The 21,085-nt window shown below is 69.4% G+C and carries 19 protein-coding genes and 2 pseudogenes; 9 read left to right on the top strand and 12 right to left on the bottom strand.

The genetic code is table 11. The features are described from left to right. Positions 1-13 precede the first annotated feature (13 nt). Together ACIHCQ_RS19170 and ACIHCQ_RS19165 are read right to left on the bottom strand one after the other, a co-directional pair. Complete coding sequence (locus tag ACIHCQ_RS19170; RefSeq protein WP_399663441.1) at positions 14-289, bottom strand: hypothetical protein; 276 nt, start codon at positions 287-289, stop codon at positions 14-16. A gap of 333 nt (positions 290-622) precedes the next feature. Beyond that, positions 623-1,069: a hypothetical protein gene (locus tag ACIHCQ_RS19165; protein ID WP_399663583.1), complete on the bottom strand. Its 447-nt coding sequence runs from the start codon at positions 1,067-1,069 to the stop codon at positions 623-625. On the opposite strand from ACIHCQ_RS19165, the pseudogene ACIHCQ_RS19160 reads away from it, so the two are divergent. Further along, positions 977-1,192, top strand: a pseudogene (locus ACIHCQ_RS19160) (TetR family transcriptional regulator); the annotation flags it as partial. The gene ACIHCQ_RS19165 and the pseudogene ACIHCQ_RS19160 overlap by 93 nt on opposite strands. A gap of 122 nt (positions 1,193-1,314) precedes the next feature. Next, positions 1,315-3,582 (top strand): MMPL family transporter, encoded by a 2,268-nt coding sequence (locus ACIHCQ_RS19155; RefSeq protein WP_399663439.1) that lies wholly within the window; start codon positions 1,315-1,317, stop codon positions 3,580-3,582. 667 nt (positions 3,583-4,249) lie between these two features. Here the strand turns inward: ACIHCQ_RS19155 and ACIHCQ_RS19150 are convergent. Further along, the gene (locus ACIHCQ_RS19150) at positions 4,250-4,624 is read right to left on the bottom strand and encodes a GntR family transcriptional regulator (RefSeq protein ID WP_399663437.1); all 375 of its coding nucleotides are present in this window, start codon (positions 4,622-4,624) and stop codon (positions 4,250-4,252) included. A 477-nt stretch (positions 4,625-5,101) separates the two neighbouring features. Between ACIHCQ_RS19150 and ACIHCQ_RS19145 the strand changes: the two genes are divergently transcribed. The 4 genes and pseudogenes from ACIHCQ_RS19145 to ACIHCQ_RS19130 all read left to right on the top strand — a co-directional run. After that, positions 5,102-5,560 (top strand): RNA polymerase sigma factor, encoded by a 459-nt coding sequence (locus ACIHCQ_RS19145; protein WP_399663435.1) that lies wholly within the window; start codon positions 5,102-5,104, stop codon positions 5,558-5,560. Then, complete coding sequence (locus ACIHCQ_RS19140) at positions 5,532-6,233, top strand: hypothetical protein (protein ID WP_399663432.1); 702 nt, start codon at positions 5,532-5,534, stop codon at positions 6,231-6,233. Before ACIHCQ_RS19145 ends, ACIHCQ_RS19140 begins: the two co-directional genes overlap by 29 nt. Positions 6,234-6,259: 26 nt before the next feature. Beyond that, entirely contained in the window at positions 6,260-6,856 is a 597-nt protein-coding gene (locus ACIHCQ_RS19135) for a CAP domain-containing protein (RefSeq protein WP_399663575.1), read from the top strand. Between the two features lie 110 nt (positions 6,857-6,966). Then, positions 6,967-7,188, top strand: a pseudogene (locus ACIHCQ_RS19130) (transposase); the annotation flags it as partial. Positions 7,189-7,305: 117 nt separating this feature from the next. On the opposite strand, the gene ACIHCQ_RS19125 reads toward ACIHCQ_RS19130, so the two are convergent. The 4 genes from ACIHCQ_RS19125 to ACIHCQ_RS19110 form a co-directional block, all read right to left on the bottom strand. Next, positions 7,306-7,830: a hypothetical protein gene (locus ACIHCQ_RS19125; protein ID WP_399663429.1), complete on the bottom strand. Its 525-nt coding sequence runs from the start codon at positions 7,828-7,830 to the stop codon at positions 7,306-7,308. A 106-nt stretch (positions 7,831-7,936) separates the two neighbouring features. Beyond that, positions 7,937-8,317 carry a PPOX class F420-dependent oxidoreductase gene (locus ACIHCQ_RS19120; RefSeq protein WP_399663573.1) on the bottom strand — a complete coding sequence of 127 codons (381 nt, stop codon included), beginning with the start codon at positions 8,315-8,317 and terminating at the stop codon, positions 7,937-7,939. 88 nt (positions 8,318-8,405) lie between these two features. Then, a complete protein-coding gene (locus ACIHCQ_RS19115) occupies positions 8,406-9,749 on the bottom strand; it encodes an aldehyde dehydrogenase family protein (protein ID WP_399663571.1) in 1,344 nt (447 codons plus the stop codon). A gap of 87 nt (positions 9,750-9,836) precedes the next feature. Next, complete coding sequence (locus tag ACIHCQ_RS19110) at positions 9,837-11,387, bottom strand: MFS transporter (protein WP_399663427.1); 1,551 nt, start codon at positions 11,385-11,387, stop codon at positions 9,837-9,839. A gap of 155 nt (positions 11,388-11,542) precedes the next feature. Here ACIHCQ_RS19110 and ACIHCQ_RS19105 point away from each other — a divergent pair, with 155 nt between their 5' ends. After that, the gene (locus tag ACIHCQ_RS19105) at positions 11,543-11,959 is read left to right on the top strand and encodes a MarR family winged helix-turn-helix transcriptional regulator (protein ID WP_399663425.1); all 417 of its coding nucleotides are present in this window, start codon (positions 11,543-11,545) and stop codon (positions 11,957-11,959) included. Between the two features lie 1,488 nt (positions 11,960-13,447). After that, positions 13,448-14,101 (top strand): class I SAM-dependent methyltransferase, encoded by a 654-nt coding sequence (locus tag ACIHCQ_RS19100; protein ID WP_399663422.1) that lies wholly within the window; start codon positions 13,448-13,450, stop codon positions 14,099-14,101. A 284-nt stretch (positions 14,102-14,385) separates the two neighbouring features. On the opposite strand, the gene ACIHCQ_RS19095 is transcribed toward ACIHCQ_RS19100, so the two are convergent. Continuing rightward, the gene (locus tag ACIHCQ_RS19095; protein ID WP_399663570.1) at positions 14,386-15,150 is read right to left on the bottom strand and encodes a cobalt-precorrin-6A reductase; all 765 of its coding nucleotides are present in this window, start codon (positions 15,148-15,150) and stop codon (positions 14,386-14,388) included. Between the two features lie 382 nt (positions 15,151-15,532). On the opposite strand from ACIHCQ_RS19095, the gene ACIHCQ_RS19090 reads away from it, so the two are divergent. Continuing rightward, positions 15,533-16,849: an LPXTG cell wall anchor domain-containing protein gene (locus ACIHCQ_RS19090; RefSeq protein ID WP_399663419.1), complete on the top strand. Its 1,317-nt coding sequence runs from the start codon at positions 15,533-15,535 to the stop codon at positions 16,847-16,849. An 87-nt stretch (positions 16,850-16,936) separates the two neighbouring features. Here ACIHCQ_RS19090 and ACIHCQ_RS19085 read toward each other — a convergent pair whose 3' ends face one another. From ACIHCQ_RS19085 to ACIHCQ_RS19070, 4 genes are all read right to left on the bottom strand, one after another. Then, positions 16,937-18,517, bottom strand: coding sequence for a sigma-70 family RNA polymerase sigma factor (locus tag ACIHCQ_RS19085; RefSeq protein ID WP_399663416.1), 1,581 nt, complete (start codon positions 18,515-18,517; stop codon positions 16,937-16,939). Positions 18,518-19,108: 591 nt separating this feature from the next. Continuing rightward, a complete protein-coding gene (locus tag ACIHCQ_RS19080; protein WP_399663414.1) occupies positions 19,109-19,804 on the bottom strand; it encodes a type 1 glutamine amidotransferase domain-containing protein in 696 nt (231 codons plus the stop codon). Between the two features lie 71 nt (positions 19,805-19,875). Then, positions 19,876-20,583, bottom strand: coding sequence for a type 1 glutamine amidotransferase domain-containing protein (locus ACIHCQ_RS19075; protein ID WP_399663411.1), 708 nt, complete (start codon positions 20,581-20,583; stop codon positions 19,876-19,878). 73 nt (positions 20,584-20,656) lie between these two features. Continuing rightward, positions 20,657-21,061, bottom strand: a complete 405-nt coding sequence (locus ACIHCQ_RS19070) for a DUF4345 family protein (RefSeq protein WP_399663409.1) — start codon at positions 21,059-21,061, stop codon at positions 20,657-20,659. Positions 21,062-21,085 lie beyond the last annotated feature (24 nt).

Genomic DNA, 21,085 nt, shown 5'->3' with positions numbered 1-21,085 from the left:
CCAGACCGGTTCGTCATCGGCCTCGAACGCGCTGGCGGTCATATTCGGCATCGGCGTGGACACCGCCGCGGAGATCCTCGTCGTGGCCGCCGACAAGGACGAGTACGCAGGCTTTGGCCTCTTCCAGGCGGACGTTGAGGTGGATGCCGGTCCGCGCCCGCGCAGTCGACCTCCGGGAGGTCGCGGTCAAGAACACGGCGCGGTCGGCCTGCCACTGCTGGCCATGCACGTACAGCAGTGGCAGCACCTCGCTGATCTTCGGGCACTTCCGGCGCCGGGGGTCTCCCATGCCACTGACGGATGAGTGAGGGACCTCTCAATCGGGTCGAATTGTGGCGCGAAGACCTCGGGGGAGCTATTGTCGAGCGGTAGAACGACCGGTCTTTCTGGAGAGTGACTTCTGGGCTGTCTGGGCGGGTCCGCCTCCAGCCGGAGGACTCTCGCGGGGGCCCCGGTGCACGTCGAACAGGGATGAAGAACTTCCATGAAACCAATCCGCTCCAGGGTCGAGGTGGCCCCCGTCGGTGAGCTCCTCGCCAGCCGGACGCCGCGCGCCCAGCCAGCTGTCGCGAACCGGTACGCGACGCCGTGGTGACCGGTCTCGCGCGAGCCCCCGTTGGGGTCAGCTTCCCGATCGGATCAATCGGACCGCGTCCAGCAGGGTCTTGTGCGCCGCCGTCGAGTCGTCCGGGTGGCCGGCGGCCATCGCACCGTCGTACAGCTTCAGCAGTGCACCGGCGGCCGACTCCGCTTCGGCGTGGCCGAGCCGGGTCGGTAACTCCCCGAAAAGGGTGCGGATCCGGTTCCGGTGGGTCGTCACCAGGCCGCGGACCGGATGGGCGGCCGAGTACTCGGCGGCCCGCTCATGAACGGCGATCCGCGAAAGCCGCGCTCGCGCGCGCTCGGCGATGGCCTCCAGGATGAGGTCGATCGCCTCGGCGGGCGCGTGCCCGGCCGCCGGCGGTTCGGCTGTCTCCCAGTGATGGCGGAGTACCGTCCCATGCTGCGGCGGGCGGTCGACCGGGGTGAGGTCCGTGCGGACACCCCGGCCATCAGGTTCACGATGCACATGATGAGCGGCGCCTTCGCCGCTCACACGCTGATCGACGAACAGCCGCCGACGCATTACTTCCTCCTTCTTACGTACATCGACGCCGTGGCCCTCCCCGCCCTCGGCGCGCCCACCGCCTGACAAACCCCGCACTCAGCACCTGACGTGACCGCTCACGTCGTCGGGCCGATCAACCCTGCCTCCCCGCCGGGCTGATCACCCCTGCCCTGAACACCCCACGACCTGACTGGGAGTACGCCCTCGTGGCCACGTTTCTCTACAGACTCGGCCGACTCGCCTTCAGGCGACGGCACTTCGTCGCCCTCATATGGGTCGCACTGCTGGCGCTCGCGGGCTTCGGCGCTGCCAGCGCCCCCGCGGCGGGCAACACGTCCTTCTCCGTCCCCGGCACCGAGGCCCAGAAGGCCTTCGACCTGCTGGAACAGCGCTTCCCCGGGATGAGCGCCGACGGCGGCACCGCCCGCGTCGTCTTCAAGGCACCCGCCGGCGAGAAGATGACGGACGCCGCCAACAGGAACACCGTGCAGAAGACGGTCGACGAGCTGGGCGAAGGCTCCGAGGTCGCCTCCGTCGCCGACCCGTACAAGGCCGACGCCGTCAGCAAGGACGGCACGATCGCCTACGCGTCGGTCAAGTACAAGGTCCCCGGCATGGAACTGGAGGACGGCACCCGGGAAGTCCTGGAGGAGGCCGCGCAGGACGCGCGGGACGCCGGGCTGACCGTGGAGGTCGGCGGTGACGCACTCCTGGCGCAGCCCGAGACCGGCACCGGCGAGGTCATCGGTATCGCGGTCGCCGCTGTGGTCCTGGTCATCACCTTCGGCTCACTGGTCGCGGCCGGCCTGCCGCTGCTGACGGCGGTCATCGGCGTCGGCATCGGGGTCTCGGCGATCACCGCCCTCGCCAGCACGCTCGAACTGGGCTCGACCACGTCGACGCTGGCCTCGATGATCGGCCTGGCGGTCGGGATCGACTACGCCCTGTTCGTCCTCTCCCGCTACCGGGCCGAACTGGCCGAGGGCCGCGAGCGTGAGGAGGCGGCCGGCCGGGCCGTCGGCACCGCGGGCTCGGCGGTGGTGTTCGCCGGCCTTACGGTCGTGATCGCGCTGGTGGGCCTGGCCGTCGTCAACATGCCGATGCTGACGAAGATGGGCGTGGCGGCCGCGGGCACGGTCGCCATCGCGGTACTCATCGCACTGACGATGATCCCCGCGCTGCTCGGTTACGCGGGTCGGAGGGTCAAGCCGGCGGGCGAGAAGAGCAAGTTCCTGGGCGGCGCCCGGGCCGCGCGGAAGGCCGCTTCGGCCAAGGCCAAGCCCAACATGGGCACGCGCTGGGCGAGGTTCGTCGTACGCCGTCCGATCGCCGTCCTACTCCTCGGCATCGTGGGCCTCGGCACCGCCGCCATCCCCGCTGCCTCCATGGATCTGGGCATTGGGGACGACAGCTCGCTGCCGACCTCGACGACGCAGCGCCGGGCGTACGACCTGCTGTCCGAGGGCTTCGGCCCCGGCTTCAACGGCCCCCTGGTGGTCGTCGTCGACGCGAAGGCGAGCGATGACCCGGATGCCGCATTCACTGAGGTCACCGACCAGATCAAGGGCCTCAAGTACGTCGCAACCGTGATGCCGGCCGCCCCCAATAAGGCGGGCGACACGGCGACGATCACAGTGATCCCGGACTCCGAGCCGTCGTCGGTGACCACCGAGGAGCTGGTGCACGGCATCCGGGACGCGGGCACGGAGATCAAGGCCGACACGGACGCGGACGTGCTGGTCACCGGCACCACTGCCATGAACATCGACGTCGCGCAGAAGCTGAACGACGCGCTGATCCCGTACCTGGCCCTGGTCGTGGGCCTGGCGTTCCTGCTGCTGGTCGTGGTCTTCCGCTCGATCCTCGTCCCACTGAAGGCGGCCCTCGGCTTCCTGCTGAGCGTGATGGCAGCCCTCGGCGCTGTGGTCGCGGTCTTCCAGTGGGGCTGGATGGCCGACCTCGTGGGCGTCGAGGAGACCCGCCCCATCGTGGCGATCATGCCGATCTTCATGATCGGTGTGGTCTTCGGCCTCGCGATGGACTACGAGGTGTTCCTCGTCACCCGGATGCGAGAGGCGTACATCCACGGCGAGAAGGCGAGCCAGGCCGTGGTGACCGGCTTCAACCACAGCGCGCGGGTCGTGACGGCCGCCGCGGTGATCATGATCGCGGTCTTCGCCGGCTTCATCGGCTCCAGCGAGGCGATGGTCAAGATGATCGGCTTCGGCCTGGCGATCGCGGTCTTCTTCGACGCGTTCATCGTGCGGATGGCGATCGTCCCGGCCGTGCTGGCCCTGCTCGGCAAGAAGGCGTGGTGGCTGCCGAAGTGGCTGGACCGGGTGCTGCCGAACGTGGATGTCGAGGGGGAAGGGCTGCGGACGCTTGGCGACTCGGCCCACTCGTCGGGCTCGCCCGGCTTGGGCGATTCGAAGGGTGCGGATCCGGATGCGGAGCGGGAACTGGTGAAGTTCTGAGTGCTCAGACCTAGGCGGCCCCCGGTCTGATGGTGTGCGGTGAGCACCTCATCAGACCGGGGGCGCTATCGGTAGGCGGAGGGCTTCTCTGTGGGGTCGGGGACTGGCGCGGTGGCTTCCGCTTCGTTTCCAGTCCCCGCCGCTTCGACCGTGCATGCGGTTCTCCCGCACACGGCTCTCACATCGTTCACCGGCTGGCATGCGCTGTCGCCCCGCGTACGCTTCCGGTGAGGCGGTAGACCCCGAGCCAGGTGATCCACTCACAGGTGAAACGGGTGGCCTCAGTTCCGGCCCCGCAGCCCGTGTTTCCGCTTACCGAGGGTCGGCCGCCTCTCGTGGGACACAGCCGTCGACCCTTGAACCTCTGCCCGGAGTTCCCGAAGGGCCGAAGCCGTACCGGACCTCAGCCGTGCCCGTTCCCGCGGCCCGCACAGCTCTAGTAAGGCTTGATCAGGTTCTCTCGCTGGTGGCGTGTTCGGTTGAGGGGTTGTACTTGTCCTGGTGCTTGCGCAGGTTCACGTGTCGGGGGTTCCTTACGTGCCAATGGGTTGATTTCGGGGGGCTCATGCCCCGAAGAGCCCAGGCAGGGTGGCGAGCTGGGCGCGAGTCTGCTCGTACGGCGATACCGGGCTGGTGTTGTCGACACGGGTGGCGGGGCCGGCCATCGTCAGTCCAGGGCCTCGCGGATGGCGGTCAGGATGGCTTCGGTGTCGGCGCCCAGCGCGCGGGCAGCTGAAGTGAAGTACCGGGCCAGCGTGGCGAGTTGGTCCGGGCCGGGGCGGGGTGGTTCGGACGGGGGTGTCGCGACCCGGGTGCCCGCCCCACGGCGGGTGCGGATCAGTTTCGCGGCCTCCAGCTCACGGTAGGCGCGGGCCACGGTGCCCGGTGCCAGGCCGAGGTCGGCGGCGAGCTGACGTACGGTCGGCAGGCGCTCGTCCTTGGTCAGTCGGCCGGTGACAATCAGGGCGGCGAGCTGGGCGCGGATCTGCTCGTACGGCGGTACCGGGCTGGTCGTGTCGACGCGGACGGCGAGTGCAGTCATCGTCGGGCCGTCCGGGGCACCACTACGGTGAACAGGGCCCATGCCAAGATGATCAGGGACCTCACCAGGGGCACGCCGGCGTCGAAGCTGCTGATGCCGTAATTGGTGATGTCCATGGTGGCCCATAGCGGTGCGGCCACGACGCCGACAGCCAGACCGGCCCAGCGGGCGTAGCGGTCGGCGTGGGCGCGGAGGCGGGCTGGTGGGTATCGAGCATATGAAGACCCCAGTGAGTGATGGCGGCTGCGCGGCCTGCATCGGCGGCAGCGGACGCTGCCTGCCGCAAGACCGGCTTGTATCGAGTGGTAAGTACAAGATGCCCCGGGGGAGGGATCTTGTGTCAATGGCTCGATACAAGTTGGATGAGTGGCCATGCTCAGCACTTCACAGCAGGCGGCCGGTCCCGTGCTTCGAGCCTGGGGATGAGGTTCGCGGCGCGCTTGTTGTTATCCCACTCCTCGGGCCGGGGTCTCCCATATGACGGGCAAGGCACGGCACTTCGAGCACGGGGAAAGGAAGTGGTCAGTCGTGGAAGCGAGCGGGGAACGAGACGCTGCGTTGGTCGAGGCGGCCCGGCAGGGGGCCCTGTGGGCACAGGATGAGCTGGTCGCCGCATATCTGCCGTTGGTGTACAACATCGTGGGCCGGGCACTGAACGGGGACGCCGACGTCGACGACGTGGTGCAGGAGACCATGCTCCGTGCGCTCGGCGGGCTAGGCTCGTTGCGCGATCCAGAACACTTCCGGTCCTGGCTGGTGGCCATCACGATGAACCGGATCCGCAGCCACTGGCACACCCGCCAGGCAGCGCCGGCCGTTGCAGCTTGCAGGACCTCTGCGACGTGGCCGACCCCGGCGCAGACTTCGTGGACCTGTCCAGCTGGGGCTTCAGGGACAGCGGCGGGAGGTGGCCGAAGCCACCCGCTGGCTGGATGACGCCGACCGGGAGCTTCTGGCGCTGTGGTGGCTGGAGGCCGCGGGCGAGCTGACCCGGGGCGAGGTGGCCGCGGCGCTTCAGTTGTCGCCGCAGCACACCGCGGTGCGGGTGCAGCGGATGAAGGCCCAGTTGGAGACGGCCCGCCTGGTGGTGCGGGCGCTGGCCGCGGTGCCCCGCTGTGCGCTGCTCGACGACGGCATCGGGCTCTGGGACGGCGTCCCGTCGGCGCTGTGGCGCAAGCGGATCGCGCGGCACGCCCGCGACTGCACGCTTTGCTCGCGCCTGCAGGCCGGCCTGCTACCCGCCGAGAAGTTGCTGGCGGGCCTGGGCCTGGTGGCATCGGCCGGGGCGCTGTCCGGCCTCGCGGGGCTCGCGCCCGTCGGGGACGACGGCTTGCCCGCCCAGAACGCAGCCTTCGAGACCGGCGTGCAAACGGGTACAGGTGGTCCCTCGGACCTGGCCGTGCACACAGATCTGGGTAGCCCCGCCGAGTTGGCCCAGCACAGCGGGAAGGCCGCCCCGGGCACCGGCGGCCGGTACCCGTCGTCGGGGCGGACACCATCGTCCTTGGCACGCCGGGGAACGGCAATCTGCCTGGACGCCGCAGCCTGCGAATACAACGCCGCATACCGAGGCGGCGTCGTGCCGCCGTGGCCGCCGCCGTCACACTGATCACCGCCGGAGGCACCGGCGCGGCAATGGCCATCCTGTCGCCGGACACCGGGCACCAGCCGGCGCGGGCGATCACCACCCCCGAGGGGGAGCCCGAGTCAGCATCCGAATCCTCGACGCCGTCGCCGACCGCATTCCCTACGAGGTCAGCCACAGCCAAATCCACGGCCTCGCCGTCATCCCCGCCGGCTACCAGTCCGCAGCCGACCGGTGTGCGACCCACGAGGCAGACAACGCCGCCCACGCGCGCCTCAGCCCCGAAACCGACCGTCAGGACGACCACGACCGCTCCGTCACTGACATCCCGGCTGATCGCCTTGCTCAATGAACGTCGCCGTGCGCTGGGACTACCCGATGTCAAGGAGAGTGCCCAACAGGTGCAAGCCGCCCAGGCGTGCGCGGACAAGAACGCCGCCCGACAGCCCGGCCCCAGCGAGCACTGCGGCTACGAAGTCCTCTACTGGTCCCCCGGTAACTCCGCCACACCTGAGGAGATGATGGAGACCTGGTTCAACAGCCCCGGGCACAAGGCAGCCCTCACCCACCCCAGTTCCCGCAACGCCGGCGCCGGAATTGCCGTGGGCCCGAGCGGACTCATCTCTGCTCTCAACATCGACTACTAGGTAGTTGTGTTCGGATCCGCCGGTCGTTGGTCCAGCTGACCAGCCCGCGGCCGGGGCCCGCAAAAAGGAGGGGGCCCGGCCGGAGATGCGCCCGCCTTCACCGATGTCAGGGCCGCCTGCGTGTTCCCCGACGTCGTGCTCGGCCGCGCACCAGGCTGGATGTGGTCCTGGCGGACAAGGCGTACTCGTCCCGCGCGATCCGCGACCATCTGCGCAAGCGTGGCATCCAGGCGGTGATCCCGGTCCCGGCGGACCAGCGACGCTACCGGCCATTCGACGGCGAGACCTACAAACAGCGCATTACCGTCGAACGGTGCATCAACCGCCTGGAGTAAGACGCGGCATTGCCAGACGCTACGAGGGGAACTGGCCCCGCCGCTGGGGCGTGATGTGGACGTCGGTCCATGGCGAGGCTGCCCGTCCCGCGCGGCGGGCCGCCGGCGGAACGGTCAGGCGGCGTGGCCCAGCACCATTGGGCCGGCGGGTGCCGCGGCGCGGGCCGCGGATGCGTGCACGGGACGGGCGGTGCGGACGGCGGCCGCGACCTGCGAGCGGCTCCGCGCGAAGACAACGAGGCGCAGCACCGCGAACCGCGCGACACCGGCGAGTGCGGAGGCGGACAGGTAGACGACCTGCTCGAGCACCACACCGGGTGTCGCCACCAGTTGCTGCAGGACAAGCATCGCCACGGAGGTCACCGCATACGCGGCGGCCGCGGACCCGGCCGACTGCGCATGCTGGCGCCGGGTCGCGCGCCCGCCTGCGCCGAAGGTGAAGCGGGCATGCAACTCGGTGGCGAGGAGCGTGGAAACCGCGGTGATCAGAGCGTTGGCCAGGCCCCAGTAGATCCAGGAGGCGAGGGCCGCCACGGCGAAGCTGGAGGCGAGCCCCACTCCGCCGCCGAAGAGGACGAAGCGGGCGAAGGCGGTGAAGGTGCCGGGTGCCGCCCGCTGCTGACTCTGCGCTGTCTCCATGATCCGACCCCCTTTGATCGCTCGCTCTTGTGTGCCGTGACCGTCTGATGGCATTCACCAAGGCCATCCGACAGACGGCCCGGGGAACTGATGATGCGTCAGCTCGTTACGGCGTGAGCCGCACACGGATGCCCAGCGTGCGGTCCCTTCCCCGGAGTCGGCTGTCGAGGATCATGAGGCGGCCGAGGATGCCGTACTTGCGGGCGATGAGTTTGCGGTAGCGGGCGCCGGTTGCCTCGTCGGTGATCTCGGCGGTGGCCGGGACATGGTCGCCCGTCGGGTTGCCGCGCAGGTCGCAGGGGCCGACGAGGATGTCGCCGCGTGCCCGGATCCGCTTGGCCTTCCATGAGTCGGCGGGCGTTCGCACGCCCAGCGTGTCGCCGTCGCGGACCACCCACACCGGGGTGGCGACCGGGGTGCCGTTCTTGCGGTAGCTGGTGACGAGCATGTACTTGCCGGCGCCGAGCTGATCCAGCGTGTCGTCCATGATGCGTTTGTGCTCCTTGCTCTTGCGTTCGAGGTCGTTGGCCACGTCGGCGGCGTACCGCATGGGGGTGCCTTCTTTCCGGGATGGTTCAGCTCAGCGGGACGTCGAGGACGGCCTTGCGGTGGCTGAACGTCTCGATGGAGTAGCGGCCGTGATAGTTGCCCATGCCGCTTTCGCCGACACCGCCGAAGGGGAGGGTCGGCACGGCGAGGTGGTGCATGGGCAGGCCGAAGTTGAGGCCGCCCGAGGAGGTCTCGGCGGCGAGGCGGCGCTTGGTGGTGTCGTTCTCGGTGAAGGCGTACAGGGCGAGCGGCTTGTCGCGTTCGTTGATGAACGCGATCGTCTCGCCCAGGTCCGCCACGGTCAGGATCGGCAGGATGGGCCCGAAAATCTCCTCCTGCATCACGGGCTCGTCGGGCCGGACATCGGCCAGCACGGTCGGGGCCATGTACGTGTCCGGGCGGTCGGTCTGCCCGCCGGTGACCGTACGGCCGGAGCCCAGCAGTGCGGACAGCCGGTCGAAGTGCCGCTCGTTGATGATCCGTCCGTAGGCGTCGGACGTCTGCGGGTCCTCACCGAACAGCCCCTTGAGTGCGACGGTCAGGGCGGCCTCCAGCTCGGTCGCGGTGTCCGGGTCGGTCAGGACGTAGTCGGGGGCGACGCAGGTCTGTCCGGCGTTGGCGAACTTCGTCTGCGCCAGGCGCTGCGCGACCGTGGCGATGTCGGCGTCGCGGTCGACGAACACCGGTGACTTGCCGCCGAGTTCGAGCACGACGGGGGTGAGGTTCTTCGCGGCGGCGGTCATCACGATGCGGCCGACCGTGCCGTTGCCGGTGTAGAAGATGTGGTCGAAGTGCTGCTCCAGCAGCGCGGTGGTCTCCGGTGCGCCGCCCTCGACGACCGCGGTCGCGTCGGTGTCGAGGTACGCGGGCAGCAGCTCGGCCAGCAGCGCCGAGGTGCGGGCGGCGTAGTCGGCGGGCTTGATGACGACCGCGTTCCCGGCGGCGAGCGCGCCCGCGACGGGCACGAGCAGCAGATTGACCGGGTAGTTCCACGCCGAGATGACCAGGGCGACGCCCAGGGGGTCGAAGACGGTGTGGGCGGTGCTGCCGGGGACTCCGGGCACCGTCACAGGGGCGGGCTGCGGGGCGGTCCACTCCTCCAGGTGCTCCAGGTAGTCGTCGATCTCGACGATCGTGGTGTTGATCTCCATGGCCTCGGCCTCGGCGCGGTTCTTGCGCAGGTCGGCGTAGAGGGCGTCGGCTATCGCCGCGCGGTTGTCGGTGAGCAGGTCGCGCAGGCGGGTCAGCTGCTGCCGGCGCCAGGACAGGGGCTTGGTGCGGCCGGTGCGGAAGGTGGCGCGCAGCCGGTCCACCAGCGCGGTGGCTTCGGTGGCGGTGAAGGTGTCGTCGAGGGTGAAGGCTGCCTTGATGTCAGTCACAGTCGTGTCCTGTTCGGTGGCGCGGGAAAGCCGGCCGGCATCCGGGGAAGGGGAGCCGGGGTCGTGCAGGTGGTGCGGTCAGGCGGTGACGGCCGTGCGGGCGGGCACGGTTTCGCCGTCGCTCGACGCGGCGGGCGTGTCGGTCGCGGGCACATCGCCGTCGCCCGACGGGGCGGGCGTGCCGGTGGCGGGCGAGGGGGACCTGCGGCGGACCGCCAGGCCGACCATGGCCACGCCGATGACCAGCAGGAACGCCATGCCGGCGAGGGCGAAGCTCAGGGTGTACTGGCTCTCGGCGGGCAGCGCGGGAACCCCGGGGGGCAGGTTGTCGAGCGTCTGGGAGGCGAGCAGCGAGGTGATGACCGCGCTGCCGATCGCACTGCCGGCGGAGCGGGAGATGGAGTTGATGCCGTTGGCGATGCCGGTCTGGTGGTGGGGGACGCCGGCGACGATCAGGGCGGGCATCGCTGCGTAGCCGAAGCTGATGGCAACGCCGACGACCATGCCGGCCAGGATCACCGACGGGGTGGTGTCATGAGCGAAGGTCAGCCAGGCGAAACCGACGACACCGAAGACGGCACCGGCGGCGAGGGTGAGACGCGCGCCGATGCGGCGCACCAGCATGCCTCCGAACTGCGCGGCGACGAGCGAGACGAGGGCGGAGGGCAGCAGGTAGACGACGGAGGCGCGCAGGACGGAGGCGCCGAAGCCGTAGCCGGCGATCTCAGAGGGCGTCTGGACGAGATAGGAGACGCCGATGAACTGGGAGAACATGGCGAATCCGACGAGCAGTCCGGCGATGTTGGTGAAGAGCACCGGGCGGTGGACGAACATCTTCATGTCCACGAGGGGGTCGCGGACCCTGCGTTCGACGAGAACCCAGATGACGGTCGTGACGGCCCCGGCGGCGAAGAGGGTGAGCGTGCGGGCCGAGGTCCAGCCCCACGTGTGGCCCTGCGATATGGGCAGCAGGAACAGGACGAGCAACAGGGCGAGGCCGGCGGCGCCGAGCCAGTCGGTACGCCCGCCCGTCCGGGTGCGGGGCGCGGGGACGGCGATCGCAACCGCGATGAGCGCGGCGGTGGCGAGGGCGGCGGCCAGCCAGAAGACCTGGTGGTAGTCGGGGTGCGCGCCCTGGGTGAGGAGTCCGGCGCTCACGAGGGCGAGGCCGCTGCCGAACCCGAGCGTTCCGCTCACCAGGGCCATGGCGCCGGGCAGCCGCGCGGGCTCGACCTCCGCGCGCAGCACGGACAGCGCGAGCGGGAAGATCGCGGTGGCGGCGCCCTGCATCACGCGGGCCACGATGAGCCACAGCATGGAACTCGTGGTCGCGGCGAGCACGGATCCGGCGACCATCAGTACCAGCACACCGAGCAGGGTCGGCTTCGTGCCGTGCTGGTCGCCGAAACGACCCAGGAGCGGCGTGAAGACCGCGGCCGACAGCAGCGTGGCGGTGGTGACCCAGCTGACCTGGGCCGTGGTGGCGCCGAGGTCGTTCTGGATGATGCCGAGGATCGGGATGACCAGGGTCTGCATCATCGACACGACCATGGCGGCGAGGCCCAGCACCAGCACGAGGCTGAGGCTGCCGGTGCGGCGCTCCGGCGCGGTGGGGAGGGAGGACTTCACGGTCTTCTTTCCGGTGGAAGGTTGCCAAAGGACGGACGAGTCGATGGGAGAGAACTAAAACCATCGAGGTACTCCATACTTGAGGACATCAAACAATATGAAGCTGGCAGATGTCAAAGGTTGAGAGATTCAAGCTTTTCGCGTACCCTCCAGGCATGCCGTCCACCCCGTCCAAGGCCCAGCTCATGGAGCTGCTCGCCCACTCGGTCAGTACGCACTACGCCGACTTCGCGACCGCCGCCGCCGACACGGGCCTTACCTCCAGCCAGGCGAAGACCCTCACGGTGCTGCGCCGCGCGCCCGCCTCGATGCGTTCGCTCGCGCACACCCTCGCCTGCGACGCATCGAACATGACCGGGATCATCGACCGGCTCGAAAAACGCGATCTGGTCCGCCGCGAGGTGAGCGCCACCGACCGCCGCGTGAAGAACGTCGCCCTCACCGAGGCGGGCCAGAAGCTGATCGACACCATCCGTGAGCGGATGGAGCAGACGCAGACCGGCCTGGACCAACTGTCCAACGAGGAGCGCGCCGAGCTCTTCCACCTGCTGACGGTGGTCTTCCCGCACTGATGTGCGCTGGTGTCGCTCTGTCGGGCAATCGAGCGGTGGCTGACGCGCCGACCATGGCCCAGTAATCCCACCCGCCCGGCTGCGGCCCAGTCTCTCGGTGCGGGTCCTCGTGCAACTCGCCGACCGAACGAAGCCCCCTGTCTGACAAGGTCCGGGCCGGGCCGACTTCGGCAGAGCGTTGAGCGCGTTGATCGTCTTGTGACCCCAGCACCTTGATGCCGGTAGGCAGGGAAGACCTCGGTCGGGGCCTCCGGAAGCCGAACTCTCGTCGCCGACCGCCAGGACCGGAGCCCGCCTGCCCCGGCGGGTGTAGTCGTGCAGCAGGTCCACCCGGGGCTCGCCCGCCTCGTGGAAGCCGTCCTTGAGCGCGACCAACTCCTTGGTGCCGTCCGCGCGTACGCCGACAAAGACGAGTATGCGGGCTGGGCCTCTTCCGAGCGGACGTTGAGGTGGATGCCGCCGACCCGCACACGCGCAGTCGACCTCTGCGAGGTCGCGGTCAAGAACGCGGCGCGGTCGGCCTGTCACTGCTGGTCAGGTGGGTGACCGTGGCCGGATGCGGCCCGGCTGAACCGCCAAGAAGCCGCTGCAGTGCGGGCACGAAGTGTGCGGCATCAGGGGTCTTCTGTGTCAGTGGTGGATGAGTGAGGGACCCCTCAAATCAGGTTGACGAGTGGCGCGAGGACCTCGTGGGAGCTAATGTCGGAGAAGTAGAACGACCGGTCTTTCTATGAGAGTGGCCCCTGGGCTGTCCGAGCGGGTCCGCCACCAGCCGGAGGACTCTCACGGGGTCCCCGGTGCACGTCGAACAGGGATGACAAGTTCCATGAAACCAATCCGTTCCAGGGTCGAGGTGGCCTCCGCCGGTGAGCCTCTTGCCGGCCTGGCGTCACGCGCCCAGTCGGCTGATCGTGAACCGGTACGCGACACCGTGGTGGCCGGTCTCGCGCCAGCCCCCGTTGGGGTCACCTTCCCGATCGGATCGGTCGGGCGGCCATTACGCCGTCGTACAGCATCAGCAGCGCACCGGCGGCCCACTCCGCCGCGGCGTGGCCGAGCCGGGTCAACAGCTCTCTGAAGAGGGTGCGGATCCATCCGATAGAGCCACCAGGCCGCGCACCGGATGGAGGGCGTCTGAGTACTCGGCGCCCCGTTTGTGAACGGCGATCCGCGAAAACCGCGCTCGCGCGCGTGCACGGGGATCGCCTCGAAGACCAGATCGAGCGCCGCCGCGGGCGGGTGCCCGGCGGTCAGCGGTTTGGCCACCTCCCGATAGCAGGTGTCCCTGGTCAGCAGACCGGCCACGGCCAGGTCGTCCGAGAAGGCGAAGTGCCGTAGAAGGTGCGGCGTCTTGCACGGCCGACATCGCCCTCCAAGTCCTTCCGCCCTCAACAGAACCGACCGCTGAGCCACCGACGGGACCCACAGCACATTGCCCGTTCACGCCGACGCGATCGACCACCCGCACTCCCCGACAAGGGCATCGACATGACCACCAGCACCGCGCACCACACAGCCCGGCACTGTCCTCTCTGCAGGCGGCCTTTGCAGGAGCCGAACGACTACACCTTGTTCCTGCGGCAGTGGGTGCGCGCACCGGCCCGCATGGGGGCCATCGCCCCCAGCTCGCGGCACTTGGCCGCGGCGGTCTGCGCGCCGGTGCCCGAACGCGGCGAGCCCGTCGTGGTGGAACTGGGTGCCGGCACCGGACCGTTCACCGCCGAGATCCAGCGCCGGCTGGGCGGCCGCGGCCGCCACCTGGCTGTCGAGATCGATCCACTCCTTGCCCAGCGCCTGCGCCACCGCCACCCGGGAGCGGAGGTCATCCAGCGCGACGCCGTACACCTGCGCCACCTGCTGGATGAGCGCGGCATCGAGAAGGCAGACGTGGTGGTCAGCGGCCTGCCCTGGGCCCTCTTTCCCTCCGCCACCCAACACCAGCTCATGGACGCGACAGCCGCGGTGCTCGCCCCGGCGGGTGCCTTCACCGCGTTCACCTACCTCCACGCCGTTCCCCTCACCCCCGCCCGTCGATTCCGCGAACTGATGGCCAACCGCTTCGAAGAGGTCGTCCCCAGCCGCACCATATGGCGCAACACGCCCCCGGCCTTCGTCCTCCACGCCCGCAGACCCCGCCCATAACCCATTCTTCCGTCGTGGTCGGCACCACCGCAGACCACTTTCGCGGTGCTCGCACGCGAGGGCCTGGTCGCCGAGGCGGTCGGGACCGGGCCGGGCTGCTGGTCGCCGTGGTCGGCGACCCCGGAACCCCGGTCACGGAGTTGACGCACGACGTCGGCGTACTGCCGCCGACCAACTTGCTCGCCGGCGTTCTCCGGAGCGGTGGCCGACCCGGCGTGGTCGGGCCGCCTACCCGATGCCGTTCCAGGAGCAGTTGGCGTCGGTCCACCTGAAATCCATGTGCCTCACGGCAGGTTGAGGCCGAGCCGGGCGAGGGCGCCCGCCACGTCGGGCACCGGTGCCACGCCGTCCGGCAGGGACGGCCGTCGTACCACCACGACGGGCAGCGCGAGTTCGCGCGCGGCCATGAGCTTGGCCGCGGTCGCCTCTGCCCCGCTGTCCTTTGTCACCAGTACGTCGACACAGTGCTCGCGCAGCAGCGCGGACTCGTCGGCCGCGGTGAACGGGCCTCGCGCCGGCAGCACTCCGGTGTGCGGGGGCATCGGCGGCTCGGACAACTCCACGGACCGAACGACGAAGTGACGGTCTCTCAGATGGGCGAAGGCGGCCAGGCTCGTCCGGCCCGTGGTCAGGAACACCCGGCTGGCGCACCGCGGCAGCAGGTCCGCCGCCGCGTGCAGGGAGTCGACCAGGTGCCAGCGGTCCCCGGGGCCTGGCCGCCAGCCCGGGCGGCGCAGCACCACCGCCGGAACCCCGGTGGCCGCCGCGGCCCGCGCCGCGTTGGCGGTGATCGTCTCGGCGAACGGGTGTGTGGCGTCGACCAGGGCGTCCACGTGCTGCTCATGCAGCCATCGGGCCAGCCCCTCGGCCGCGCCGAAGCCCCCGACGCGTACGTCCCCGGCAAGTGCCCCGGGCCGCGCCACACGCCCCGCGAGAGACGTGGTGACCCGGACACCGGGGCGCGCCGCGAGCGCGGCGGCCGGTTCGCGCGCCTCGGCGGTGCCGCCGAGGATCAGGACATGGGGGGCATAGCGACGAGCGTACGAGATCCCGGATGGCTGACCGCACGCCGGGGCAGACAGGACAGCACGTGAGGTAGCGCTCCTCCCGGCACGGCCGCGAGAGCAGCAGACGGCGAAATCCGGGAGTGCAACGACAGGGCGAACCAACGGTGGGCCCTGCGGCAGGGTCCACCGGAAGAGCCCTGGCCCGGGATCGAGCGATCCGGGGCCAGACCCATGGAAGTTCCGCTACTCGCACCCCCGTATAACGAGTGGATAACGCGCCAGGACGGTAGAAGGCGGCTGCGCTCCTCAACGGGTGACAGATCCTTTGGGGCACTCGTGCGATGAGCGTCGCTCGGGAGCCCCGTGCAAGTTCGGAGTTCGCTCGCACCTCGCGAGCCGCTCAACCACCGGAAGGACCCCTCCCATGCGTGTGCCTCGCGGCGCCCTGCTCATGTCCGCCGCCTGCACGTCCGTCGCACTGGCTGCGACGGCACCGTCCACCGCCGCTGCCGCGGACGGCCCCGCCCCGCGGCGGATCCAGATTGCGCTGATCAACTTCAGCGACAGCTCCTTCGCTGACCCCGCGAAGGCCAGGAGCAACGCGCAGAACAGCTACTTCGGCAAGACCCGGTCCCTGAACTCGTACTACAACGAGGTGACCCGGCAAGCCACCACGTTCAAGCCGGCCGCGGGGGGTGAGGGCGGAGTGATCGGCCCGATCAATCTCGACATTCCGGCCGCCGGCTGTGACAAGGACTCGATCTATGGGCTGACGAGGAAGGCGCTGGAGGAACAGGGCTTGACGTGGGTGGACGACTTTGATCACCTGTCGCTGGTCTTCCCCGGCGAGAAGGCGGGCTGCAGCTTCGGGGGACTCGGCTCTCTTGGCGGCGGCGTGACCTGGCTTCCGACCGGCGACGGCACAGTCGACCAGACGGTGATATCCCACGAGTTGGGCCACAACCTCGGCTACAACCACCAGATGCGGATCCGCTGCGAGGACTCGGACCTGGCGAGCTGCCGGGAGACGCCGGATTACAGCTTCAAGACCCCCATGGGGGGAGGCGGCGTGGGGGTCGGCCTGACCGCGCCCGAGCTGATTCACTCAAAGTGGCTGTCGGACAGGGAAGCCGTGAAGGTCACCAAATCCGGGACGTACGCGATGCGTTCTCTGCATGGACCGGGTGACGGAGTGCGCGCGCTGATCGTTCCGGCCGGGCAGGACAGCCTGATCGTGGAGGTGCGCGACGGCGCGTCCGGCACGCTCGACGATCGCCTCACGGGCGTGCACGCCTACCGCGTGAAGAACGGCGACTTCGGCAGGGGCGCCACCCTGATCGACACCACGCCTGGTGACGATGACGCTCTCAAGGCCGGCACGGCCTTCACCGACAAGGCACACCAGGTTGAGATCAAGGTGAAGCAGTCCGGTGACGGTGCCGCGACGGTGGCGGTCAGCCTCAATGGCGTGCCGAGCCCCGCGAAGGCCGATGGCGAGTCCGGCAACGACGCGGCACCGCAGACCGGCAGCAGTGAGCCGGTCGCTTCCCGGAACGAGGACGGTGCGGCAGGCACGGACGGTGCCGGCGGCCAGAAGGGCGCCAATCTCGCCGAGACCGGCGCCGACACCACCAACTACCTGCCCATGGCGGCGGGCGGCGCCGCGCTGTTGACGGTCGGCGGTGCGTTTCTGCTGAAGTTCCGCCGCAAGCGGGCGGCCATGGCTCGCCACGCGCGCTGACTCCGGCTTCCTGAACCGGTTCTGGGCACCTCTCGCGGGAGGGAGGTGCCCAGAAACCTCACACGTCCCCACGAGGAGTGGCCCTCGTCAGCCGCTGAAGACGTCTCCTGTGTAACGGAACCGGAGGGAGTCGGTGTCGTAGTAGTTCGCCGTCGTGCCGATGGCAGGCGAGTGAGGCCCGTCGGCCCTGTTCCACTCATCGATGCCCAGGAAGTACGTGGTGTTCCCCTTCTGAGCGAAGTTGACCGTGCCGGAGGCCTGGAAGAAGTAGGTCCACCGGGCCGTGACCGCGGTGGAGTCGCACGCGCGCTCCTGGCGGACCGAGGCGCCGTCCGTCGACGCGCCACTGTGGGTGAGACACATGCCGGTCGCGTAGTTCCGGATACGGGCCTCCTGCGCGGCACGGTCGACGAGCAGCTCCCACTGCTGCGTACGGCTGCCGTCGCACTCGGCTTCGTACGGCTCGGCGCCCTCGGCCGTGGAAATGTCCATGCAGCGGCCCGTGGACGCGATCGGCAGCTGGGCGCGGTCGTCGGCGGCCGGCTGCCAAGCGGGAGGAGTCGACTTCTTGGAGGCGCGTGCGGACGGTGTACGGGCGGGGGGCTTCGGGTCGTGCCGTTCGCTCCGGGTGGGGGCGGGGGACGAGGGGGGCGAGGGTCGCGTGGCCGCCAGGGTGGGCCGCGGCGACGGTGGGTCGTTGCCGTCGGGCAGAGCCGCGTAGCCGCCGATCGATACGGCGAGGAGGGCGGCGCCGACGCCGGCGACCTTGACGGTCGTGCCGGCCCCTGTGGTGGCCGTGGTCGTCCCGGCCGCGGACCCCGTGCCGGCGGAGCCGGCGACCGCGGCCGCTCCCACGACCTTCGTGCCGTATGAGGCACCCACCCACAGCAGAACACCCGCCGGGAGTACGGCCTTGAGCGAGTTGTTCAGCTCCCACAGTTGGTGGTTCGCACGGCGACACCGGCGGCATCCCGAGAGATGGCGCTTGAGACCTGAGTGCGCGCCGTGCCGCCCGCCGCGGCGGACCGAGGCGGCCAACAGGCCCGTGAAGTGCCGGCAGTCGTCGGACATCGTCGGGTCCGCCGCGTACTCGGTCAGGTACGCCTGACGCAGCCCCTCACGCGCCCGGGCGGTGAGGGACGCGACGCCGCTCGGACTGATGCCGAGCAGTGGCGCGATCCGCTTCGCTGGTTCTTCTTCCACAGCCGAGTGCCACAGCGCGGTCTGCCAGCGCTCGGGAAGACTGCGGAACGCGCGCTGCACCAGACCGGCGTCCTCCCGCAGCAACGCCTGTTCCTCACCGCTCGGCGCTTCGGAGAGCCAGGTCTCGAAGTCGGGGGACAGCTCGATCCGGTTGGCGGTGGCGGCCCACGACGCGGCCGTGCGGCGGACCGTGGTCAGCAGATACGGCCGCCAGGCCCCCTCGGGACCGGCACCTTGGCGCACGGCGCGCAGCGCGCGGGCGAACGCCTCCGAGGCCAGGTCTTCCGCCGTGTGCGTATCTCGTGTGCAGGTGCGGGCATAGGCGATGACCGAACTGCGGTGCCGCCGGTAGAGCTCGTCAAGCGCGGCGTCGGCGGCGTCCGGGGGGCCGTTGCGTATGAAGGCGGTCAGGTGGGCGTCGCTGGCGGCTGCCGGAGCGGCGGCTACGGAGGTGCGGTCGCGCATGATAATCATCCTAGGGGCGGCAGACAGGAAGGCTTGTCGAAGGCGACGAGCGGTCAGCGGGCACGCCGTCCCGGGGTGTTATGAAGCCGTGATCTGGCGGGTTCAACGGGCTGGTGCGGACGAGCGAGAGGTATCGCTGACCGGCATGTCGGTCGATCAGCTACACCACCAAGGGACATGACCGCCGGCCGTGACTCACAGCAGGCCGCACGACATCGCGCCGTTCCTTGAGCCGAGCACATGCACGGAGAGTCGGACGCGCGGCATCGTCGGCCTGCCTGTTCGCATCCGGTGCGGTTTTCCTCACTGGGCCGTTCAGTCGGATGTCCTCCGACGGCGCCGTATCGGATCGAGCCCAAGGCCGCAGCACATGCTGGGAATTACGCGGCGAAGGCGTTGGACACCTTCCGGGAGCACGGGTGAGGCGTGATCGCCGTCTGGATGTGCGCTGGTCCATTCACAAGGCACGTCCAGGGCACGTAAGCCTGGGAAGCGCGGGACCGGAACTTCAGCCATCGGCTGCATGAGGCGGGGAATCAGCGGCCTGCGTACGGAGGCGGGTACGGGAGCAGGTGCGGGTGCTCTGCTACGTCATGTCAGCTTCTTGAGCATCTCGGCTGCTGCCGGTCCGGCGGAGGCGGGGTTCTGGCCGGTGACCAGGTTGCGGTCGACGACCACGTTCGGGGCCCACGGTTCGCCCTCCTGGTAGTCGGCGCCGATCTCGACCAGGCGGTCCTGGAGCAGCCACTTGGCGCCGGCCGCAAGGCCGCCCTGGATCTCCTCGGCGTTACTGAAACCGGTGAGCCGGTAGCCGGCGAAGGCGTTGTTGCCGTCGGCCTTGGTGGCGGCCAGCAGCGCGGCCGGGGCGTGGCAGACCACGCCGAGCGGTCTGCCCGAGGCGAGGACGTCGATGAGTAGCTTGCCGGAGACTGCGTCGACGGCCAGGTCCTCCATCGGGCCGTGGCCACCGGGGTAGAACACGGCGGCGTAGTCGTCGAGGTCGACGTCCTCCAGCTTGACGGGGTGCTGGATCTCGCTGATCGAGGCGAGGGCGTCCGCCACCTTCCTCGCGCCCTCCTTGCCGCCGTTGAACTGCGGCGCCAGGCTTCCTTGGTCCAAGGGCGGCACGACACCGCCGGGCGTGGCGACGACGATCTCGTGGCCGACGGCCGTGAAGGCCTGGTACGGGGTCACGGCCTCCTCAGCCCAGAAGCCGGTCGGGTGCTTGCTGCCATCCGCCAGTGTCCAGTGGTCGGCGCCGGTCATCACGAAAAGGATCTTCGACATAGTGCGGTCTCCTGGAGAGGTTTGATCGGGAGGCGCCCCGCGGATGCCGGCGCCCCAAGTCTCTTTGCTTGTTACTCGGTCTCGGCCAAGGCGCCGAGAATCAAGTCGCTGACGGCCTTGGTGGACGCCGGGTTCTGGTCTGTGATCAGGCGGCCGTCACGCACGGCGTGCGGCGTCATCGGGACAGTGGAGCGCACATCCTTGGCTCCCTTCGCGCGCAGTTCGGCCTCCAGGAGGAACGGCACCCTGCTCTTCACGCCGGCCAGTCTTTCCTCGACCGTCGGGAAGCCTGTGACGGTGCGGTTCTGTACGAGCGGGTTCCCGTCGGTGTCCTGGAGGTTGATGAGGGCGCAGGCGCCATGGCAGACCGAGGAGACGATGCCACCACCGGCGTAGATGGCCTGGGCTGTTCGCTGCAAGTCAGCACTGTCGGGAAAGTCCCACATGGTTCCATGACCACCCGTGAAGAAGATCGTGGAGTAGTCGTCCGGACCCGCCTCGGCAACAGAACGGGTGGATTTCAAACCGTCCATGAAGGCCGGGTCGTCGAGATATCTGCGAACCGTCCTGTCGACGAACAACCGGCCGAGGCTGCGGGGGTCGAGTGGCACCTCACCGCCCGCCGGGCTGACCACATCCACGGTGTGGCCGTCCTTAACCGCCTTGTCGTAGAAATGGACGAGTTCACCCAGCCAGAGGCCGGTCCGGTGTTTGCTCGCCCCGTAGGAGGCCTGATTGGTTACTACTGCCAGGATCTTTTTCTGTCTCACTTCTTCCACGTCTCCTTTGTTGGCCAACGACACATTCGGGGCCGGGTGTGGCAGATCCACCAACCCGCACATGACCGGTGCCTCAGGAAGTGGCCAGCGCTCGTCTGGATCTGAGTGCGGTGGAATGCGCCCAGACGATGACGATCGAGAGGATGAATTCCAGGAGGGCGGAGGCGAGGAAGACTCCCTCTGGGCTGGGTATGCCGTACTGGCCGAAGGAGACCAGCCGACCGACGCCCCCGAGGAAGATCGGGACTGCCAGGAAGTAGACGAGTACTCCCTGCCAGCGGATCGTTGCCGCCGCCCAGGCGAACAGCGGAGTCCAGCCGATGTAGACGCCTGCCATGAAGCGGTGCACGTTGTCCGCGTCCGCCGGGCCTCCCTGCGCCAGTAGCTGCAGGCCGTCTCCGAGCGCGATGGCAGTGGCCAGCAGCAGGCAGACACAGACGATGGTGTTGGCTGCTGCGACAGGATTGCGGGCCGCCATCACGACTCCTTGTGGTTCTCGGGA

Source organism: Streptomyces sp. NPDC052236 (genome assembly GCF_044548015.1).
Classification (GTDB): Bacteria; Actinomycetota; Actinomycetes; order Streptomycetales; family Streptomycetaceae; genus Streptomyces.
The sequence above is the reverse complement of the archived record's forward strand: the minus strand, read 5'-3'. Positions and strand labels throughout refer to the sequence as shown.